The organism is Ewingella sp. AOP9-I1-14 (genome assembly GCF_052375995.1).
GTDB lineage: Bacteria > Pseudomonadota > Gammaproteobacteria > Enterobacterales > Enterobacteriaceae > Ewingella > Ewingella allii.
On sequence record NZ_JBQSVA010000003.1, the window covers coordinates 122104 to 142767 of the forward strand.

At 53.2% G+C, this 20664-nt stretch carries 16 protein-coding genes; 4 read left to right on the forward strand and 12 right to left on the reverse strand.

Features of this window, described 5'->3' with window-relative positions; genetic code table 11:
- Position 1: 1 nt before the first annotated feature.
- From mraY to leuO, 12 genes are all read right to left on the reverse strand, one after another.
- Positions 2-1084 (reverse strand): phospho-N-acetylmuramoyl-pentapeptide-transferase, encoded by a 1083-nt coding sequence (mraY, locus tag ACT3RT_RS10525; protein WP_034787164.1) that lies wholly within the window; start codon positions 1082-1084, stop codon positions 2-4.
- Positions 1078-2439, reverse strand: a complete 1362-nt coding sequence (murF, locus tag ACT3RT_RS10530) for a UDP-N-acetylmuramoyl-tripeptide--D-alanyl-D-alanine ligase (RefSeq protein WP_485903091.1) — start codon at positions 2437-2439, stop codon at positions 1078-1080. The genes mraY and murF overlap by 7 nt, the downstream gene beginning before the upstream one ends.
- Positions 2436-3923 (reverse strand): UDP-N-acetylmuramoyl-L-alanyl-D-glutamate--2,6-diaminopimelate ligase, encoded by a 1488-nt coding sequence (gene murE / locus ACT3RT_RS10535; RefSeq protein ID WP_185688576.1) that lies wholly within the window; start codon positions 3921-3923, stop codon positions 2436-2438. The genes murF and murE overlap by 4 nt, the downstream gene beginning before the upstream one ends.
- Entirely contained in the window at positions 3910-5673 is a 1764-nt protein-coding gene (locus ACT3RT_RS10540) for a peptidoglycan glycosyltransferase FtsI (protein WP_100938078.1), read from the reverse strand. The genes murE and ACT3RT_RS10540 overlap by 14 nt, the downstream gene beginning before the upstream one ends.
- 27 nt (positions 5674-5700) lie before the next feature.
- Positions 5701-6021 (reverse strand): cell division protein FtsL, encoded by a 321-nt coding sequence (gene ftsL / locus ACT3RT_RS10545; RefSeq protein ID WP_353500991.1) that lies wholly within the window; start codon positions 6019-6021, stop codon positions 5701-5703.
- Positions 6018-6959, reverse strand: coding sequence for a 16S rRNA (cytosine(1402)-N(4))-methyltransferase RsmH (gene rsmH, locus ACT3RT_RS10550; RefSeq protein WP_353500990.1), 942 nt, complete (start codon positions 6957-6959; stop codon positions 6018-6020). Before rsmH ends, ftsL begins: the two co-directional genes overlap by 4 nt.
- A 2-nt stretch (positions 6960-6961) precedes the next feature.
- Complete coding sequence (gene mraZ / locus ACT3RT_RS10555) at positions 6962-7420, reverse strand: division/cell wall cluster transcriptional repressor MraZ (RefSeq protein ID WP_034787151.1); 459 nt, start codon at positions 7418-7420, stop codon at positions 6962-6964.
- 680 nt (positions 7421-8100) lie between these two features.
- Positions 8101-9105 (reverse strand): catabolite repressor/activator, encoded by a 1005-nt coding sequence (gene cra, locus ACT3RT_RS10560; protein WP_034787149.1) that lies wholly within the window; start codon positions 9103-9105, stop codon positions 8101-8103.
- Between the two features lie 334 nt (positions 9106-9439).
- Positions 9440-9931, reverse strand: a complete 492-nt coding sequence (gene ilvN / locus ACT3RT_RS10565; RefSeq protein ID WP_034787147.1) for an acetolactate synthase small subunit — start codon at positions 9929-9931, stop codon at positions 9440-9442.
- Positions 9932-9933: 2 nt separating this feature from the next.
- A complete protein-coding gene (ilvI, locus tag ACT3RT_RS10570; RefSeq protein ID WP_353500989.1) occupies positions 9934-11652 on the reverse strand; it encodes an acetolactate synthase 3 large subunit in 1719 nt (572 codons plus the stop codon).
- 452 nt (positions 11653-12104) lie between these two features.
- Positions 12105-13901: an AMP-dependent synthetase/ligase gene (locus ACT3RT_RS10575; protein ID WP_496202951.1), complete on the reverse strand. Its 1797-nt coding sequence runs from the start codon at positions 13899-13901 to the stop codon at positions 12105-12107.
- 356 nt (positions 13902-14257) lie between these two features.
- The gene (gene leuO, locus ACT3RT_RS10580) at positions 14258-15202 is read right to left on the reverse strand and encodes a transcriptional regulator LeuO (RefSeq protein ID WP_485903144.1); all 945 of its coding nucleotides are present in this window, start codon (positions 15200-15202) and stop codon (positions 14258-14260) included.
- A 722-nt stretch (positions 15203-15924) separates the two neighbouring features.
- Between leuO and leuA the strand changes: the two genes are divergently transcribed.
- The 4 genes from leuA to leuD are packed head-to-tail and all read left to right on the forward strand — an operon-like array spanning position 15925 to position 20605.
- Positions 15925-17496, forward strand: coding sequence for a 2-isopropylmalate synthase (leuA, locus tag ACT3RT_RS10585; protein ID WP_034787141.1), 1572 nt, complete (start codon positions 15925-15927; stop codon positions 17494-17496).
- A gap of 2 nt (positions 17497-17498) precedes the next feature.
- Positions 17499-18590 (forward strand): 3-isopropylmalate dehydrogenase, encoded by a 1092-nt coding sequence (gene leuB, locus ACT3RT_RS10590; protein ID WP_485903089.1) that lies wholly within the window; start codon positions 17499-17501, stop codon positions 18588-18590.
- 1 nt (position 18591) lies between these two features.
- Positions 18592-19992, forward strand: a complete 1401-nt coding sequence (gene leuC / locus ACT3RT_RS10595) for a 3-isopropylmalate dehydratase large subunit (protein WP_185688581.1) — start codon at positions 18592-18594, stop codon at positions 19990-19992.
- A gap of 7 nt (positions 19993-19999) precedes the next feature.
- A complete protein-coding gene (gene leuD / locus ACT3RT_RS10600; protein WP_353503896.1) occupies positions 20000-20605 on the forward strand; it encodes a 3-isopropylmalate dehydratase small subunit in 606 nt (201 codons plus the stop codon).
- Positions 20606-20664 lie beyond the last annotated feature (59 nt).

Below are 20664 nucleotides of genomic sequence, written 5' to 3' on the forward strand. Positions count from 1 at the left end.
ATTACCGTACCTTCAGCGTCGCCAGGCCAATCAGCACCAGCATCAGCGAAATAATCCAGAAGCGCACGATGACGCGTGGTTCTGGCCAGCCTTTAAGTTCGTAATGGTGGTGAATTGGCGCCATGCGGAAGATGCGCTGCCCACGTAACTTAAAGGAACCTACCTGCAAGATGACCGACAGAGTTTCAACCACAAACACCCCGCCCATGATCACCAGTAAGAACTCTTGGCGCAGCAGCACAGCGATGGTGCCGAGCGCGCCACCCAGTGCCAGTGAACCCACGTCGCCCATGAAGACCTGCGCCGGATAGGTGTTGAACCACAAGAAGCCCAAGCCCGCGCCGACAATGGCGGTACAGACGATCACCAGCTCACCCGCATGACGCAGATAAGGAATGTGCAGATAGTTTGCGAAGTTCATGTTGCCCGTCGCCCATGCCACCAGCGCAAAGCCTGCGGCAACAAACACGGTTGGCATGATGGCTAAACCATCAAGGCCGTCGGTCAGGTTGACGGCGTTACTGGTGCCGACAATCACGAAGTAGCTCAGCAAGATGTACAGCAGGCCGAGCTGCGGCATGATGTCTTTAAAGAACGGCACAACCAGCTCGGTGGCCGGTGTGTCTTTGCCAATCGCGTACATGGTGAAAGCCACGGCCAGTGCGATCACTGACTGCCAGAAGTATTTCCAGCGAGCAATCAAGCCCTTGGTGTCTTTGCGCACCACTTTGCGATAGTCATCTACAAAGCCGACGATGCCGTAGCCGACCAGCACGAACAGCACGCACCAGACGTAAGGGTTAGACGGATAGGCCCACATCAGCACCGAAATGGTGATGGAGGTCAGGATCATCAATCCGCCCATGGTTGGCGTGCCGCGCTTACTGAAGTGCGACTCAGGGCCGTCGTTACGCACGACCTGGCCGAAAGACATTTTTTGCAGACGGGCAATCACGCGAGGCCCCATCCACAAAGAGAGGAATAATGCGGTCAGCAGGCTGACGATGGCGCGAAACGTCAGGTATGAAAAGACGTTGAAGCCGGAATAATATTTGACCAAATGTTCGGCCAGCCAAACTAGCATGTTGCATTCTCCTGTAACGCCCGTACTACCTGCTCCATGGCGGCACTACGTGAACCCTTAATTAAAACGGTGATGACCGCATGTTCTGACAGCAAGCTTGTTAAACGGGCCGTCAGGGCTGACTTATCTTGCAGATGTTCGCCACAGCCACTGGCGTCACTGATGGTTTTACTGGCGTTACCCACGCTGAAAACTTTATCGATGCCCGCTTCGCGAATAGCCTCGCCCACTTCGCGGTGACAATTCTCGCTTTCTGCGCCTAGCTCGCCCATGTCGCCCACCGCCATCACGCGATAACCCGGCATTTCAGCCAGCGTCTGCGCGGCAGCCGTCATGGAACCCACATTGGCGTTGTAGCTGTCATCAAGCAGCGTTTTGCCTTCACTCAGAGCGATGGGGAACAGACGCCCCGGCACGGCTTGTAAAGTGGATAAGCCTTGGCGAACATTGTCTAACGTCGCGCCAACGGAGAGCGCCAAGGCCGCAGCGGCCAGCGCATTTGCAATGTTATGACGCCCCGGCAGCGGCAGAGAAACGTCCACCACGCCTTGCGGTGCATGCAGAGTAAACGCCGTTTTCAGCGGGCTTATCTCTACGTCTGAGGCATAAAAATCAATGTCTTCGCCAGCTTCCGGCGAGAAGCGCCAGACGGTTTTGTTATGCAGATGGCGCTGCCAGTGCGGCCAGTCGCTGCTGTCAGCATTGAGAATGGCGACGCCATTGGCCGGTAAACCTTCAAAGATTTCACCCTTGGCCTGAGCAACGCCCGCCAGTGAACCAAAACCTTCGAGGTGGGCAGCGGCGAGGTTATTGACCAGTGCAGTCTCAGGACGCACTAAATCGGTGGTGTAAGCAATTTCGCCGCCGTGGTTAGCGCCCATCTCGATCACGGCGAAATCGTGTTCCGCAGTCAGGCGCAACAGGGTTAATGGCACGCCGATGTCGTTGTTGAAGTTGCCTGCGGTATAAAGGACGTTGCCGCACTGGCGCAAAATCGCCGCGGTCATCTCTTTAACCGAGGTCTTGCCAGAGGAGCCGGTCAGGCCAACCACGCGGGCTGGAACCTGCTGGCGAACCCACGCGCCGAGACGGCCGAGCGCGATGCGAGTGTCGGCAACCACCAGTTGCGGAACCTCCACCGGTAAGCGCTTACTTACCAGCAATGCCCCCGCTCCGGCTGCAATGGCATCAGCAGCGAAGTCGTGAGCATCAAATTTTTCGCCCTTGAGGGCGACGAACAGGCAGCCAGATTCAATTTTGCGGGTGTCGGTCACCACGGCGTCAATCTGCGCGTCCGCGCCGATCAACTCAGCATTGAGTTCGTTAGCCAGAGCCTGAAGGGAAACGCGGATCATGCGACTACCCCCAGTAAGCGGGCTGCGGTGGTGCGGTCCGAGTAGTCCAGACGCTGATTCCCCACCAACTGGTAATCCTCGTGGCCTTTACCGGCAATCAACACCACGTCATCTTCTGCGGCTTGCATGATGGCGCTAGTGACAGCTTCGGCGCGGCCATGAATCTCTAAGGCACGGCCCGCGTCGAGCAGCCCGGCAAGGATATCGGCCACGATGGCGCGAGGCTCTTCGCTACGCGGATTATCGTCAGTCACAATCACGCGGTCGGCGTACTGCTCGGCAATGCCGCCCATAAGTGGGCGCTTACCTTTGTCGCGGTCGCCGCCACAGCCGAAGACGCACCACAGCTGGCCTTTACAGTGCAGACGCGCGGCGGCTAACGCTTTCTCCAGAGCATCCGGCGTGTGGGCATAATCCACCACCACCGTCGGCTTGCCCGGCGCATTAAACACTTCCATACGGCCGCAAACCGGCTGCAACTGAGCGGAGGTTGCCAGCAGGTCTTTCAGCGGATAATCGAGGGAGAGCAGAGTCGCCAAGGCCACCAGCAGGTTGCTGACGTTGAACGCGCCCATCAGGCGGCTTTCAATCAGGCCTTCACCCCAGCTGGAATCAATGTTCACGCTGGCGCCGCCGTCGTGGTAATTCACGCTGCGAGCTGCCAACCAGCGCCCTTTCCAATCAGCCGGGATCTTATCTTCCATCGTGACGGCGATGGCGTCCGGTGACTTTTGCAGCCAGCGCAGACCCACTTCGTCGTCAGCATTAATGATTTTCTGCCCCACCTGATGCGACGCAAACAGCAGCCATTTGGCTTCTTCATAAGTTTGCATATCGCCGTGGTAATCCAGATGGTCACGGCTCAGGTTAGTAAAGGCGGCGGCGGCGAAAGGCAGCGCGGCAACGCGATGCTGAACCAGACCGTGGGAAGAGACTTCCATCGCGGCGAAGCTCGCGCCTTGCTTCACTAAGTCAGCCAGAACATGCTGAACCTGTACCGCGGAACCGGTGGTATTTTCCGCCGGAACCACGTTATTCAATAAACCGTTGCCCACGGTGCCCATCACGGCACTGGTTTCGCCCAGCAGTTGCGCCCACTGCGCCAGTAACTGGGTAGTGGTGGTTTTGCCGTTGGTGCCGGTCACGCCGACTAATCGCAGGGATTTGCCCGGCTCGGCGTAGAAACGCCCGGCCATCTCGGACAGCAATAAATTCAGGTCATTCAGATAGATAACCGGTACGCCATGCATCTGGGATACCGCGCCATGCTCCTGTTCACCTTTAGCTTCGGCCACCACGGCAGCCACGCCTTGCGCGATTGCCTGTGGGATAAAACGACGCCCGTCGTTGCTATGGCCTGAAATCGCGACGAACAAGTCTCCGGCAGCCGCCACGCGGCTGTCTAAAACCAGTTCTTTCAGCGCTACGTCTGGGGCATCACTCACCCAGGGCGCTAGTAGGTCGCGCAAATTACGATCTGCCACCTGAAGCCTCTTTTTGATTGTTAACTATGTCGTCATTTTCGCTGACGGTTAGCGCGTCAGGCTCAATGTTCATGGTGCGTAATACGCCACCCATAATCGCCCCAAAGACCGGTGCTGAAATCGCACCGCCATAGTATTTACCGCCCTGCGGGTCGTTAATAACCACGACCAATGCAAAACGCGGATTACTCGCTGGCGCAACGCCGGCGGTGTAAGCGATATAGCGGTTAACGTATTTACCGTCCGGGCCAACCTTCTTCGCCGTACCGGTTTTAATCGCGATACGGTAGCCCTTGATAGCAGCTTTAACGCCACCACCGCCCGGCAGTGCAACGCTTTCCATCATGTGAACCACTTTACGCACCAGAGGTTCAGGGAAAACGCGTTCACCCGATACAGGAGGATCAACCTTAGTGATCGACAAAGGGCGATAAACGCCCAGGCTGCCAATCGTTGCATAGACACGCGCTAATTGAAGTGGAGTCACCATTAGCCCGTAGCCGAAAGAGAAGGTGGCCCTCTCTATGTCAGACCACCGTTGTTTTTTAGGGTATAAGCCACTGCTTTCTCCAACCAGCCCCAAATTGGTCGGTTTTCCCAATCCGAATCGCGAGTAAGTATCTACCAGCTCTGCGGACGGCATCGCTAACGCCATTTTTGATACACCGACGTTACTCGACTTCTGCAAGACACCCGTCACTGAAAGCTCCGGGTATCGGGCCACGTCTTTGATTTCGTGACCATTAACGTAGTACGGCAGGGTGTTAAGAACGCTGTTCTCTTTCACCACACCGTTTTTGAGCGCGGTCATCACCACCATAGGTTTGACGGTAGAACCCGGCTCGAAGATGTCCGTGATCGCACGGTTACGCATGGCTTCTTTTGGCGTATCCGGCAGATTATTCGGGTTGTAAGACGGGCTGTTAGCCATCGCCAGCACTTCGCCGGTCTGCACATCCACCAGCACGGCGGTGCCTGATTCCGCTTTGTTGAACGCCACGGCGTTAGTCAATTCGCGATAAACCAGCGCCTGCAAACGTTCGTCAATGCTCAGTGCGAGGTTGTGTGCCGCCTGACTGTCAACGGATGAAATATCTTCAATCACGCGGCCAAAACGGTCTTTACGGATAGTCCGTTCGCCCGGCTTGCCGGTTAACCAGCGGTCGAAGCTTTTCTCAACGCCTTCAATACCCTGACTGTCGATATTGGTCACGCCAATCACGTGAGCCGTCACCTGCCCTGCCGGATAGTAGCGGCGGGATTCCTGACGCAGCGAGATGCCGGGCAGTTTTAACTTGTGGATATACTCGCCAATCGAGGGATTCACCTGGCGCGCCAGATAGACAAAGCGGCCTTTAGGGTTGGCGTTGATTCGGGTAGAGAGTTGATCGAGGGGGATATTCAGGGCGTCGGCCAGCGCTTTCCAGCGCGTATCGACGGTGATCCCGCCGTGATCGTTAATCTCTTTAGGATCGGCCCAGATAGCATTGACCGGCACGCTGACCGCCAGAGGGCGTCCGGCGCGGTCGGTGATCATGCCACGGGAAGTTTCGATGGTTTGCACGCGTAAAGAGCGCAGATCGCCCTCTTTAACCAGCTTGTCGGGGCTGATGACCTGCAAGAAAGCCACTCGCAGCATCAGGCCCACTAAGGCCAGAAGAATACATCCGCACAGCAACGCAAAACGCCAGCTGATAAAGCTGGCTTGATCTTCAGGACGTTTTAACTTCGTTTTGCGCGCTGCTTTCATCTTTTACGAGTCTTCTCCATAAGCGTTTTAAGGTTGAACCACAATGTTTTCTTGTGATGGATCAACGTGCTGCATCTGCAATTTCTCCGTTGCGATGCGTTCCACCCGGCTATGATCGCCGAGGGCATTTTCTTCCAAAATCAGGTTGCGCCACTCAATGTCCAGCGCATCTCGTTCCAACACCAGCTGCTCTCTCTGTGCCGTCAATAAGCGCGTTTTGTGAGAGGTAGTGACCACAAATATGGCGCTGACCAACACGGCAATTAGTAAAAGCAGCGGAAGCTTGCCATTGCGCAGAATGTCACCCGCAATAACGCCAACCAGACCATGACGCTCATTACCAATCACGAGGCCGTTCTCGCGGCAAAACGCAGCACGGAGCTACGGGCACGTGGGTTCTCTGACACTTCAGCGTCCGATGGCATCATCTTGCCGATGGACTTCAACGAACGGCCGCCCAGCTCGGAGATTTGCGCTTCGGTCATCGGGATGCCCGCTGGAACCTGCGCACCACGGCTGTGCTGGCGAATAAAGCGTTTCACGATGCGATCTTCCAGCGAGTGGAAACTGATCACCGATAAACGACCGTCGGTTGCCAGGATCTCCAGCGCGCCGTCGAGTGCGCGTTCGATCTCTTCCAACTCACTGTTGATGTAAATACGGATTGCCTGGAAGCTACGGGTTGCCGGATGCTTGTGCTTCTCGCGGAATGGCGAAGCGTTAGCGATCAAATCCGCCAGCTCTTTGGTGCGCGTCATCGGCTGCTCGCGGTTGCGCTCAACGATGGCACGGGCAATACGCTTAGCAAAACGCTCTTCACCAAAGGTTTTCAGCACCCAGGTAATGTCTTCTTCTTCGGCCTTCATCAGCCATTCTGCGGCGGAATAGCCACGCGTTGGGTCCATACGCATGTCCAGCGGCCCGTCACGCATGAAGGAAAAACCGCGCTCGGCGTCGTCCAACTGCGGAGAGGAAACGCCTAAATCCAACAGCACGCCGTCGATCTTGCCTTCAAGACCAAGGTCTTTGACGTAAGTCGCTAAGTCGGAAAACGGGCCATGAATAATTGAGAAACGCGGGTCTTGAATGGATTCGGCGGCTTTAATCGCCTGAGGGTCTCTATCGATAGCGAGCAGGCGCCCGTCCGGCCCAAGTTGGGACAGAATCAGACGCGAATGGCCACCACGGCCAAAAGTTCCATCAATGTAAATTCCGTTTTCACGAATGTTCAGGCCGTTTACGGCCTCATCCAGCAAAACGGATGTGTGCTTAAAATTTTCAACCATGCTTATAGTGACAAGTCCTGTAATCGGTCAGAAAGTGGTTCCTGAGACGACTGTTCAGCGTCAATGTCTTCCTTAACTTGTTGATACCAGGTCTGTTCATCCCACAGTTCAAACTTGTTGAACTGCCCAACCAGCATCACTTCTTTGGCAAGCCCGGCGTGTTGGCGCAATGTAGTTGCAATCAACAGTCGCCCAGCGTTATCCATCTGACATTCACTTGCATGGCCCAACAGCAGGCGCTGAATACGGCGCTCAACGGGGTTCATACTCGACAGACGGGACAATTTTTGTTCGATAACTTCCCATTCGGGCAGGGTGTAAAGGAGGAGGCATGGGTGATGGAGGTCTATGGTGCAAACCATTTGACCTTGCGATTCTTCGCTCAGCAAATCCCGATATCGGGTGGGTACGGCAAGTCGCCCTTTGCTGTCGAGGTTAACCATCGTCGCGCCACGAAACATGACCGATCTACCCCTCTATGACCCTTTTCACCACTTTCCTCCACAAATTCCCACATAAAAGAGTTTACGGATGGTATTAAAACCTTGTCAAGCCAGAGCAGAGGCGGTTTGGCATTATTTCGCGGGCGTCGAGGAGCCTTATCGCAAGGGAGTAAGGATTTTTAGTAGCGGAATAGAAAATAACGTCATGATTAGTTGAGGAAATTTCGTAGTGAAAATAATTATGATTAAAAAAAAATCAAATTGAACATTATTTAACTATTTATATTCTTCTGCTAACGATCTCTCAGTTCTTAACCTCTCCATCATCAAAAACAGAATCTTGATTCGTTTTAAGATGATTACTGCTAAAACACGATTACTCTTGTTGCCAGCCCGCATGCAGCAAGCTTTTGTCCCTTTTTACGGCCTTTACAAATTAAACAGAAAATCGGCCGATAAAAATTGAGGCGTGAATTCTACAGCACTTTTAGCGCCAGTATTAACGTATTTAAAAATTGATTTAGCGGTTTATATCAGCCAGAAAAGGCAGCAAAACATTTGCTAATAATTCAATGCGTAGGAAATGTCCCAAAATACCCATTTAAACGTTATGGGCTAGTTTTGCGACATATTTTTGCGAGGAGAATGACAAAGATAAGTAAGTCGCGGGTTTAGCGAACCTAAACCCGCGTTGAAGATTATTTTCTGCTCAAACGCCCACGGCGGAACAGGTTGCGGCGAATTCGAGTCAAACCGGCTTTCGGTTTTTTTGGCTCATCGAGACAGGCCAGCACCAGCTCTAGTACACGCTCGGCCACGTCGCGGTGGCGCTGCGCCACGGCCAGTACCGGGCAATCTAAGAAGTCGAGCAGCTCATTATCACCAAAGGTGGCGATGGCTAAATCCATCGGCAAACGCCCTTCCCGCTTCAGGGTGACATCCATTACGCCCTGCAACAGCTGGAACGAGGTGGTGAACAGCGCCTGCGGCATAGGATGGGTTTTCAGCCACTCGGCAAACGCCAGCGCTGCTGATTCACGGTCGTAAGCATTGGCATAGAGGTACTGCGGCTCTCGGGCATCATCGGCCCAGGCCTGACGGAAACCTTGCTCGCGCAGGAAGCTGACGGAAAGCTCTGGCAGCGCGCCGAGATAGAGAACCGATTCAGCCGGAAACGCGCGCAGCTCCTGCGCCAGCGTAAAGGCGTCTTCCTGATCGGCCCCCACCACGCTGATGAAATGTTCAGGGTCGAGGGCGCGGTCGAGGGCAATAATGGGGAAGTCATCATTGGCCCAGCGCTGATAGAACGGGTGCTCCGGCGGCAAGGAGGTGGAAATAATGATGGCATCGACTTGACGCTGCAACAGATGCTCAACGCAGCGCATTTCGTTGTCTGGCTGGTCTTCGGAACAGGCGATCAGCAACTGATAGCCACGCTGGCGCGCCTGACGCTCGAGGTAGTTAGCAATTTTGGTGTAGCTGGTATTTTCCAGATCGGGGATCACCAAACCAATGGAACGGGTTCGGCCCGCGCGTAGCCCAGCGGCGACGGCGTTAGGGTGGTAGTTATGTTCCTTCACGACAGCCATGACTTTTTCAACTGTCTTATCGCTGACACGATACTGTTTCGCTTTGCCGTTAATAACATAACTGGCAGTGGTACGCGAAACGCCCGCTAACCGCGCGATTTCATCCAGTTTCACCGAGAAAACCCCTTACATAACTCATTAAGTGAAGTGCAGCACGCCTTGAAATGGCCGATTTTAACGACTGGCGAGGCAATGACTGCTGTCCGTTGGCAATTCAGCCGCCGTGCGAAAAGCGACGTGAATGACGAAATGATTAAATAAACTTGTCTTTATCTAACCGCAGAAGACCCTGTTGAGCAAGGTGTTTTACCGAATCGCTTCACCTCAAGGATTAAAGAAGGCAGTACCTTCGTCGTGAGACGAAAGACAAAATAAAAGCCCAACCGGAGTTGGGCTTCTGAGCAGCACATGATTCATCGGGCCAGAACAGCCCCCATGATATCAAGGATTAACGCATGACTTTGTCACCGCGAGAGACGCCAACCACGCCAGAACGCGCGACTTCAACGATTTCCGCCACTTCACGCACGGTTGCCAGGAAGGCGTCCAGCTTGTCGCTGGTTCCGGCCAATTGCACGGTATAGAGGGTCGCCGTGACGTCAACAATCTGACCACGGAAAATCTCAGTGGAACGTTTCACCTCTTCACGCCCGTAGCCCGAGGCTTGCAACTTAACCAGCATGATTTCGCGCTCAACGTGCGCGCCCTGCACCAGCTCGTTGACGCGCAGAACGTCCACTAGCTTATGTAGTTGCTTTTCAATCTGCTCCAGCACCTTGGCGTCGCCCACGGTTTGGATGGTCATGCGCGACAGCGTTGGATCGTCAGTCGGCGCTACGGTCAGACTTTCAATGTTGTAGCCGCGTTGGGAGAACAGGCCGACGACGCGTGACAAAGCGCCTGATTCGTTTTCGAGCAATACTGATAAAATCCGGCGCATGATTAGGTCCTCTCCGTTTTGCTTAACCACATTTCGTCCATCGCACCGCCACGGATGTGCATCGGGTAAACGTGTTCTGTTTCATCCACGCTGATATCCACGAATACCAGACGGTTTTTCTGATCCAATGCCTGCTGCAATTTGCTCTCCAGCTCATCGGCAGAGCGAATCGCAATACCCACATGCCCATAGGCCTCGGCGAGTTTGACGAAGTCAGGCAGAGACTGCATGTACGACTGCGAATGGCGGCCGGAATAGATCATATCCTGCCACTGTTTAACCATGCCGAGATAACCGTTGTTCAGGTTAACCACAATGACCGGCAGGTCGTATTGCAGCGCGGTAGACAGCTCCTGAATGTTCATTTGGATACTGCCGTCACCGGTCACACAGATAACGGTTTCTTCCGGCAGGCCGAGCTTCACGCCCAAGGCCGCAGGCAGGCCGAAGCCCATGGTCCCCAGACCACCGGAGTTAATCCAGCGGCGCGGCTTATCAAACTGATAATAGAGTGCGGCAAACATCTGATGCTGGCCGACGTCTGACGTCACGTAGGCATCGCCCTTGGTCAAACGATGCAGAGTTTCGATAACCGCCTGAGGCTTAATCGTGCCGCTGTTTTTATCGTAGCCGAGGCAATCTTTCGCGCGCCACTGCTCGATGCTCTGCCACCAGTCGCGCAGCGCGTCGTACTCTTGTTTCTCATCGCTTTGCGCCAGCAATTCCAGCATCTGCTCCAACGTCTGCTTGGCATCACCCACGATAGGGATATCCGCGCTCACCGTCTTCGAGATAGAGGTCGGGTCGATATCGATATGCATGATGGTGGCGTTCGGGCAGTACTTGGCCAGATTGTTGGTGGTGCGGTCATCAAAACGCACGCCCACGCCGAAGATAAGGTCGGCATTGTGCATAGTCATATTGGCTTCGTAGGTGCCGTGCATCCCCAACATACCCACGCTTTGGCGGTGAGTACCGGGGAAAGCACCAAGGCCCATCAGTGAGCTGGTCACCGGTAGGTTGAGCTTTTCGGCCAGCTGTAACAGCTCGGCGCTACATGCAGAGTTAATCGCGCCGCCACCGACATACAGCACCGGCTTTTTCGCCGCCAACAGGGTTTGCAGCGCGCGTTTAATCTGCCCACGGTGGCCTTGCACCGTCGGGTTATAAGAACGCATGGTGATTTGCTCTGGGTAGGAATACGGCAATTTCACCTGCGGGTTGACCACATCTTTCGGCAAATCAACCACTACCGGGCCCGGACGGCCAGTAGAAGCGAGATAAAACGCCTTCTTCAATACCGTCGGAATATCTTCTGCGTGCTTCACCAGGAAGCTATGTTTCACTATCGGGCGGGAGATCCCCACCATGTCGCATTCCTGAAAAGCGTCATAGCCAATCAGCGAACTGTGAACCTGGCCTGATAACACCACCAGCGGAATGGAATCCATATAAGCAGTCGCAATGCCGGTAATGGCATTGGTTGCGCCGGGGCCAGAGGTCACGAGCACCACGCCAACGTCACCCGTTGCGCGTGCATAACCATCCGCCATATGAACAGCGCCCTGCTCGTGTCTGACTAGCACATGATCAATCCCGCCGACCGTGTGCAGGGCATCATAGATATCCAACACCGCTCCGCCGGGATAACCGAATACGTGTTTAACGCCCTGATCGATCAACGACCGGACGACCATCTCGGCTCCTGACAACATCTCCATGGTTTTGCCTCCAGGCTTTTTGTTTCTATAGGATGACTTATTTTAATAAGAGTCTTTTTATAAGAGAGCTGCCCGGTGAATAAACAACTCAAAGGAAAATGGAATTCATTTCCATCGTCCGGGTAAGAGGGCTTAGCCCTGCTGTTCTTATCTTATGACGTAAATGTAACTCAATACCTTAGCGCCTGAATTTAGGTCAAGCAAACGGCAAAATGCCGCTGGCCAGGCCGCTATTTTGTGTCGCGCTGCTGGCCTCATCTAGTGCGAGACAAAACACTGCACAAAGAAGGTTACTACTCAGGAATATCAGGAAGGGGGAATAAATTACAGCATTAAATTATGACAATATTCTTGTTCCACTGGGTGGGAATTGACCTAAAAACGGCCGATTTGAACAGAAACAAAAAACAGGTGGCCCGAAGCAAAGCGCGCTGCGGGCCAGAAGTGTGAGCTTAGTCACAATAGAAGGTGTCGATCTCTTTCTTGTAGCGCTCAGCGATAATCTTGCGGCGAATTTTCAGCGTAGGGGTCAGCTCACCCGCCTCCATGGTGAAGGGCGTGGTCAGCAGCGCAAACTTCTTCACCTGCTCATAACTTGCCAACTCGTGCTGGATCTGTCGAACGCGATAAGTGAAGAGCGACAGGATCTGCTCATTTTTCAGCAGCCCTTCGCGGTTGAAGTAATCAATGTGGTGCGCCTGAGCATATTCACTCAGCGCGTTGAAGTCGGGAACAATCAGCGCCGAGACAAAATGCTTGGCATCGGCAATCACCGCCGCCTGCTCAATATAACGGTCCTGCACCAAAGTTCCCTCAATGCGCTGTGGAGCAATGTATTTGCCGCCCGAGGTTTTCATCAGATCTTTTAGGCGTTCTGTAACAAACAGGTTGCCCTGCTCATCCATTTTCCCCGCGTCGCCGGTTTTAAACCAGCCGTCGGCTGTAAAGCTCGCCGCCGTCTCTCCCGGTTTATTAAAGTAGCCGCGCAGCAGAGTCGGCCCGCGAACCTGAATCTCATTCTCTTCGCCAATGCGAATTTCCACCTTGGGCAGCGCCGTGCCTACTGAGCCAAACTGGAAATCGTTCTCCTCCCAGCAACTGACCGTGGCGCAGGTCTCGGTCAGGCCGTAGCCATATTTGATCTTCAGACCAATGGACTCGAAAAACAGGATCACATTGTCATCTAAGCTTGCTCCGGCGGCGGGCAGGAAACGCACATTGCCGCCGAGCAGGCCGCGTAGCTTGCTCAGCACCAGTTTGTCCGCCAGCGCGAACTGGCTTTTTTGCCACCATGACTGCGATTCGTGCTTTCTGGCAGCCAAAAACTTCTCTCGCCCTTGGGCCATCGCCCAGTGAAACAGCTTTTTCTTCACCAGCCCGGAGTGCGACACGCTCTGATTAATGGCGCTAAAAACCTTTTCGTAGAAGCGCGGAACGGCGCACATCACGGTAGGTTTGACAGCAGACAGCGCCTCGCGGACTAAATCCGTCTGGCGCAGATAAACATTCTGCGCGCCGCTGTGCATCACAAAGAAGCTCCACGCGCGTTCGAAAACGTGGGCCAGCGGCAGGAAACAGAGCGAGATATCGTCCCGAGTGAGGCTGAGGCGGTGGTCATGCTGTTGCAGCTGGGTGGCGATGCTGAGGTAATCGAGCATCACCCCTTTTGGCTCGCCGGTGGTACCCGACGTATAAATCAGGGTAAACAGATCTTCAAGGCTGCGCTGCTCTAGGCGCTGTTCAAGGCTTGTGCGCGAACTCGGGTCGGGCGTTTCAAGCCAGCTAACGTGGCGAGCAATGGGCGCGTCGCGCAGATTCACTGACTCATCCAGCACCAGAATATGTTCCAGCTGCGGGCAAAGCGCCTGTAAAGCCAGCGCGGCGTCGAACTGACTTTGCTCGAGCACAAACAAAATGCGAATGCCGGCATCATTAACCACATAAGCCGACTGCGCCGGGGTGTTGGTAGCGTAAAGAGGAACGGTGATCGCCCGAATATGCAACAGCGCCAAATCAGCCAGCGTCCACGCCATGGCGTTACTGCCGCAAAGCGCCACCCTCTCCTGCACCTCGACGCCCAAACGCAATAAGATGCCGGAAAGCCGGTCTATCTTCTCACCGGCTTCACGCCAGGTGAGGGAGTGCTCTTTTTCCGGCGACCATTCCCGAAAAGCAATGTTGTCAGGCTGCGATGAAAGTTGGTATTGAAAGCGTGAAACCAAATGGAAGTCAGTAAGAGTTGTCGTCATAACCCGCAAACCTGAAAGATGAAGAGACAGTAAGCGGCAGTGGCCACCAGTGGGGCATAAAAATTGCTTACCGTTATTAACAATTCGCGCAGTCTACCGAGGGATGGTCAGCAGACAAACAAATTATTATTCAAGAATGGCAGGGAAATGAGAAATGACCAAAAGCGGTGAAAGAAAATGTTACCAATTCCGCAGGTGAAAAGACGCCAGCAACTGCCACTTTCCACGCAGAGTAAAAAACTATTTTTAGAAACAAAACCAGTGATTGCATCTATGTTGAAGGGGGAGGAACCCGCGTTTTTTGAAATAAAACAGGGTGAGTCGGTTTCCTCCCTGAACCCGCACTGGCTTAGGGGCTATAGGGCGGCGCTCTCTTCTAGAAGAGTTTTTAGCCACATATTCCCTTTGTCTTTACTGGATGATTCGTGCCAGGACAAATAGCAAGGCAGTTTATTTTTCAACCATGGCACAGGGATAATATTGAGATTTAAAATTCCCGCATTTGCATGAGCTAACCAACTTGGTACCAAGGCAACCATTTGGGTGCGGGCAACAATATTCATCACGCTATTAAGGTCAGTTCCCTGAAACGCAATTAAAGACTGTATTTCAGAAGAGTCATAATAAGGTAAATAGAATGAGTGGCGATCTAACATAACCACCGCATGTTGTTCACGGAGATATCTTTCGTCAGGCATGTGCGGGCTAATTCGCGGATGGTTCTGCGCGCAAACTAAAACCAGCTCATCAGTGAATAATTCCTGATTACAAAAATCGCTGCCCTCAAAGCGGCGATAGCTAATAACAAATTCGATATTTTGATAACGCAGCTGATGCTCAATATTATCTGGGACTATCGTCTGGAATTTGATCCCCACGGAGGAGGTGACATCCTCAAGACTGTTGAGAATATTCGCGGTAAGTCTGATATCCAGAGGGCTACAGAGCGCGACGTTAAATTGGCGGTTACTGGTTCTGACGTCAAAACCTGCGCCCGGCAGCTCATTCATGACAATTTGCAATGCCTGGCGAATAGGGCCAAAAAGTTGTTTCGCTCGCGTCGTCGGCTGAATACCTCTTCCGTACCGAACAAAGAGATCGTCATTGAACATAATCTTTAAACGCGACACCGCGTTACTTACCGCAGGCTGTGACATCCCCAGCAACTCAGAGGCGCGGGTAATATTCTGTAACTGCATCACAGCATCAAATACGGTGAGTAAATTAAGGTCTGCGTTACGCAAACTTCCTGCGGCATTGGTGGTATCTTGTTGCTCGTCGATTAAATTAACAGCCATAATTCCCCCGAAGTCTTTTAAAATAAAAAATCAATAATTACTTGTTTTTAAGCTTTGCTTATTAACCAGAACAATGACAATAAAACAGGCGTCTTTATAAGGGGAATGATTATAAAAATGCCAATACCTTATGAAGACTCAAGTGATATTAAAAATGAATTAATTTCTATCATTCATTATTTAAATCGAATGATATAAAACTACAAAATAGATATCCTCACAATATACGAAAATAGAATTATTAATTAAGTAATTCGCAACAAGACCCAACTCTATGATTTTCAATTAAAATAGCCTTAAAACGCGCGCTTAATCAGTTAAGAAAGCCGGATGTTGGCCATTTGGTTGAAAATCAGCGTGTCAAAATCGATTACTTCGGCCAATAAGTATTTAGCAGAATTTTTCACCAAATGAGAGTCAATCTCATTCATTGCTAATTAAATAGTGAAGCTATTCCAACGGTTGACACGCCACGCACATTCACGTATCAATTTAGGCAACGGTTAAAACAACCTCCGATTCAACACGAAATTTAAGAGAAGCTGAAACCCATGTTCACTACTACTCGTCTACTAGGCCTACTATTCAACGCAGAAATCTTGCGCGGTATGCCAGTGGGCGAAAATCAGAACTGATTTCAACTTCCACAGACACTAAACCCGCGCCGATGCGCGGGTTTTTTTTTACCTCCACGGCGTGAAAGTAAAACAGACAAGGAATCTACCATGAGCGAACAAGTCATTATTTTCGATACCACGCTGCGTGACGGTGAACAGGCGTTACAAGCAAGCCTGAGCGTCAAAGATAAGTTGCAGATTGCGATTGCGCTGGAAAGAATGGGCGTCGACGTAATGGAAGTCGGCTTCCCAGTTTCGTCTCCGGGCGACTTCGAATCTGTGCAGACCATTGCTCGCCAAATCAAAAACAGCCGCGTTTGTGGTCTGGCGCGCTGCGTTGATGGGGATATCGATGCCGCCGCTGAAGCATTGCGCGTCGCCGAAGCCTTCCGTATCCACGTGTTCTTGGCAACCTCTACCCTGCACATTGAATCAAAATTAAAGCGCTCTTTCGACCAAGTATTGGACATGGCCGTGCACTCAGTAAAACGTGCACGTAACTATACCGATGACGTTGAATTCTCTTGTGAAGATGCGGGCCGTACGCCACTGGATAACCTGTGCCGCGTCGTGGAAGCCGCCATCAAGGCCGGTGCTACCACCATCAACATTCCTGACACCGTGGGTTACACCACGCCAACACAGTTCGGCGGCATCATTACTAATTTGTATGAGCGCGTGCCAAACATTGATAAAGCCATTATTTCAGTACACTGCCACGATGACTTGGGCATGGCCGTCGGCAACTCCATCGCGGCAATTCAGGCCGGTGCGCGTCAGGTGGAAGGCACATTAAACGGTATCGGTGAGCGCGCAGGTAACACCGCGCTGGAAGAAGTGATTATGGCTATCCGCACTCGCTCCGAGTACATGAATGTCCATACCAATATCAATCACAAAGAAATTTACCGCACCAGCCAGATTGTCAGCCAAATCACCAACATGCCAATCCCAGGCAACAAAGCGATTGTTGGCTCTAACGCCTTCGCCCACTCCTCCGGTATTCATCAGGACGGCGTGCTGAAGAATCGCGAAAACTACGAAATCATGACCCCAGAGTCTATCGGTCTGAACCAGATTCAATTGAACCTGACTTCACGCTCCGGTCGCGCCGCGGTCAAACACCGTATGGAAGAGATGGGCTACAAAGAATCCGACTATAATTTGGATCATCTGTATGCCGCGTTCTTGAAGCTGGCTGATAAAAAAGGTCAGGTTTTCGACTACGACTTAGAAGCGCTGGTGTTCATCAATAAACAGCAAGAAGAGCCTGAGTTCTATCGTCTGGACAACTTCAGCGTGCAGTCAGGTTCCAGCATCACCGCCGCCGCCTCTGTGAACTTAGCCTGTGGCGAAGAGATCAAAACCGAAGCCGCGACAGGTAACGGCCCGGTAGACGCGGTCTATCAGGCAATCAACCGTATTACTGGCTACCAGATCGAACTGGTCAAATATCAACTGACTGCCAAAGGCCATGGCCGCGACGCATTAGGCCAAGTGGACGTAGTGGTTTCCTTTAATGGACGCCGTTTCCACGGTGTAGGTCTGGCGACCGACATCGTCGAATCCTCCGCGAAAGCGATGGTCCACGTATTGAACAGCATTTGGCGCAGCAAGCAGGTAGAAATTGAAAAACAGCGCCTGCAAACCGAAAAACAAAACAATCAGGAAACGGTGTGAACATGAGCAAGACCCATCATATTGCCGTCTTACCCGGCGACGGCATTGGCCCGGAAGTAATGCAACAGGCGTATAAAGTGTTGGACGCGGTACGTCAGCGCTTTGGCCTGAAAATCAGCACCAGCGAATACGACGTTGGCGGCGCAGCTATCGACAAGCACGGCAGCCCATTGCCACCGGCCACCGTTGCCGGTTGTGAACAAGCGGACGCTATCTTGTTCGGCTCAGTGGGTGGCCCGAAATGGGAACACCTGCCACCAAACGATCAGCCAGAGCGCGGCGCGTTATTGCCGCTGCGTAAGCACTTCAAGCTGTTCAGCAACCTGCGCCCTGCCCGCCTGTATCAAGGTTTGGAAGAGTTCTGCCCGCTGCGTGCCGACATCGCCGCAAAAGGTTTCGACATTCTGTGCGTGCGCGAACTGACCGGCGGCATCTACTTCGGTCAGCCTAAAGGTCGCGAAGGCCAAGGCATGCACGAAAAAGCCTTCGATACCGAAGTTTATTACCGTTTCGAAATCGAACGTATTGCCCGCATCGCCTTTGAATCTGCCCGCAAACGCCGCAGCAAAGTGACGTCAATTGATAAAGCTAACGTGCTGCAAACCTCCATTATGTGGCGCGAAGTGGTTAACGAAATCGCCAAAGATTACCCGGACGTCAGCCTGAGCCACATGTACATCGACAACGCCACCATGCAGCTGATCAAAGACCCGTCGCAGTTCGACGTGCTGCTGTGCTCCAACCTGTTCGGCGACATTTTGTCTGACGAGTGCGCGATGATCACCGGCTCCATGGGCATGTTGCCATCGGCGAGCATGAACGAGCAGGCCTTCGGCTTGTTCGAACCGGCTGGCGGCTCTGCGCCAGATATCGCGGGCAAAGATATCGCTAACCCGATTGCGCAAATCCTCTCCGCAGCCCTGCTGCTGCGCTACAGCCTCGGTGCTGACGACGCGGCGGACGCTATCGAGCAAGCAGTAAATAAAGCATTAGAGGCAGGCCATCGCACAGGCGATTTGGCCAACAGCGGTAACGCAATTGGCACCAACGAAATGGGCGACATTATTGCCCGCTTCGTGGCAGAAGGGGCATAACATGGCGAAGACTTTATATCAGAAATTGTTTGATGCGCACGTGGTGTACGAAGCGCCAAACGAAACTCCATTGCTGTATATCGACCGTCATTTGGTGCACGAAGTGACCTCCCCGCAGGCGTTCGACGGCCTGCGTGCCAAGGGCCGTCAGGTGCGCCAGCCGGGCAAAACCTTCGCCACCATGGACCACAACGTCTCGACGCAGACCAAAGACATCAATGCCAGTGGCGAAATGGCCCGCATCCAGATGCAGGAACTGATCAAGAACTGTGCTGAGTTCGGCGTGCAGTTGTACGACCTGAACCACCCGTTCCAAGGCATCGTCCACGTTATTGGACCTGAGCAAGGCATGACCTTGCCGGGCATGACCATCGTGTGCGGCGACTCCCACACCGCCACGCACGGCGCTTTCGGCTCATTGGCCTTCGGTATCGGCACCTCTGAAGTTGAACACGTTTTGGCGACGCAAACCCTGAAGCAGGGTCGTGCGAAAACCATGAAAATCGAAGTGACTGGCGACGCTCCGGCAGGCATCACCGCCAAAGACATCGTGCTGGCCGTCATTGGTAAAACCGGCAGCGCGGGCGGTACGGGTCACGTGGTCGAGTTCTGCGGTAAAGCGATTGAAGCCTTGAGCATGGAAGGTCGTATGACCCTGTGCAACATGGCTATTGAAATGGGCGCTAAAGCGGGCTTGGTTGCCGCCGATGAAACCACCTTCGCTTACTTGAAAGGCCGCCAGTTCGCGCCGAAAGGCCAAGACTGGGATGAAGCCGTGGCTTACTGGAAGACGCTGAAAACCGACGAAAACGCCACGTTCGACACCACTGTCACCCTGAACGCGGCGGACATCGCGCCTCAGGTCACTTGGGGCACCAACCCAGGCCAGGTGATGGCGGTGAATCAGGTTATCCCTAACCCATCCTCTTTCAGCGACCCGGTAGAACGCGCGTCAGCTGAAAAAGCGTTGGCTTATATGGACTTGCAGCCGGGCATTAAGTTGACCGACGTCTCCATCGACAAAGTGTTTATCGGCTCTTGCACCAACTCACGTATTGAAGATTTACGCGCAGCTGCGGCCATTGCCAAAGGCCGCAAAGTCGCCAGCGGCGTGCAGGCTATCGTGGTGCCAGGCTCCGGCCCGGTGAAAGCGCAGGCGGAAGAAGAAGGTTTGGATAAGATCTTCATCGAAGCCGGTTTCGAATGGCGTTTGCCGGGCTGCTCAATGTGCCTGGCGATGAACAATGACCGTCTGAATCCGGGCGAGCGTTGTGCTTCCACCAGCAACCGTAACTTCGAGGGTCGTCAGGGTCGCGGCGGTCGTACTCATTTGGTGAGCCCGGCAATGGCAGCTGCCGCCGCGGTCACTGGCCGTTTCGCTGATATTCGTGAACTGAACTAAGGAATCCATCATGACTAAATTCACCCAACATACTGGTCTGGTGGTTCCGCTGGATGCGGCTAACGTCGATACCGATGCCATCATTCCTAAGCAGTTTTTGCAGAAAGTGACCCGTACCGGTTTCGGCCAGCACCTGTTCAACGACTGGCGTTTCTTGGACGACGCAGGGCAGCAGCCTAACCCTGATTTCGTGCTGAATAAGCCGCGTTACAAAGGGGCGAGCATCCTGCTGGCGCGTGAAAACTTCGGCTGCGGCTCATCTCGTGAGCACGCTCCTTGGGCGCTGACTGACTACGGTTTCCACGCCGTGATCGCCCCAAGCTTTGCCGATATTTTCTACGGTAACTCGTTCAACAACCAGCTGCTGCCTATCACCCTGAGCGATGAGCAAGTGGATGAGTTGTTCAAACTGGTTGAAGCTAACGAAGGCATCACGTTCGAGGTGGATCTGGAAAAGCAGGTGGTCAACGCCGGTGGCAAAAGCTACGCGTTTGAAATCGACAGTTTCCGCCGCCACTGCATGATCAATGGCTTAGACAGCATTGGACTGACCTTGCAACACGAAGCTAATATCTCTACTTACGAGAACAAACAGCCCGCATTCATGAAGTAATGGCTGAGCCGTCTGATAAAAAAACCCGCGAATTTCGCGGGTTTTTTATTGCCGATGAC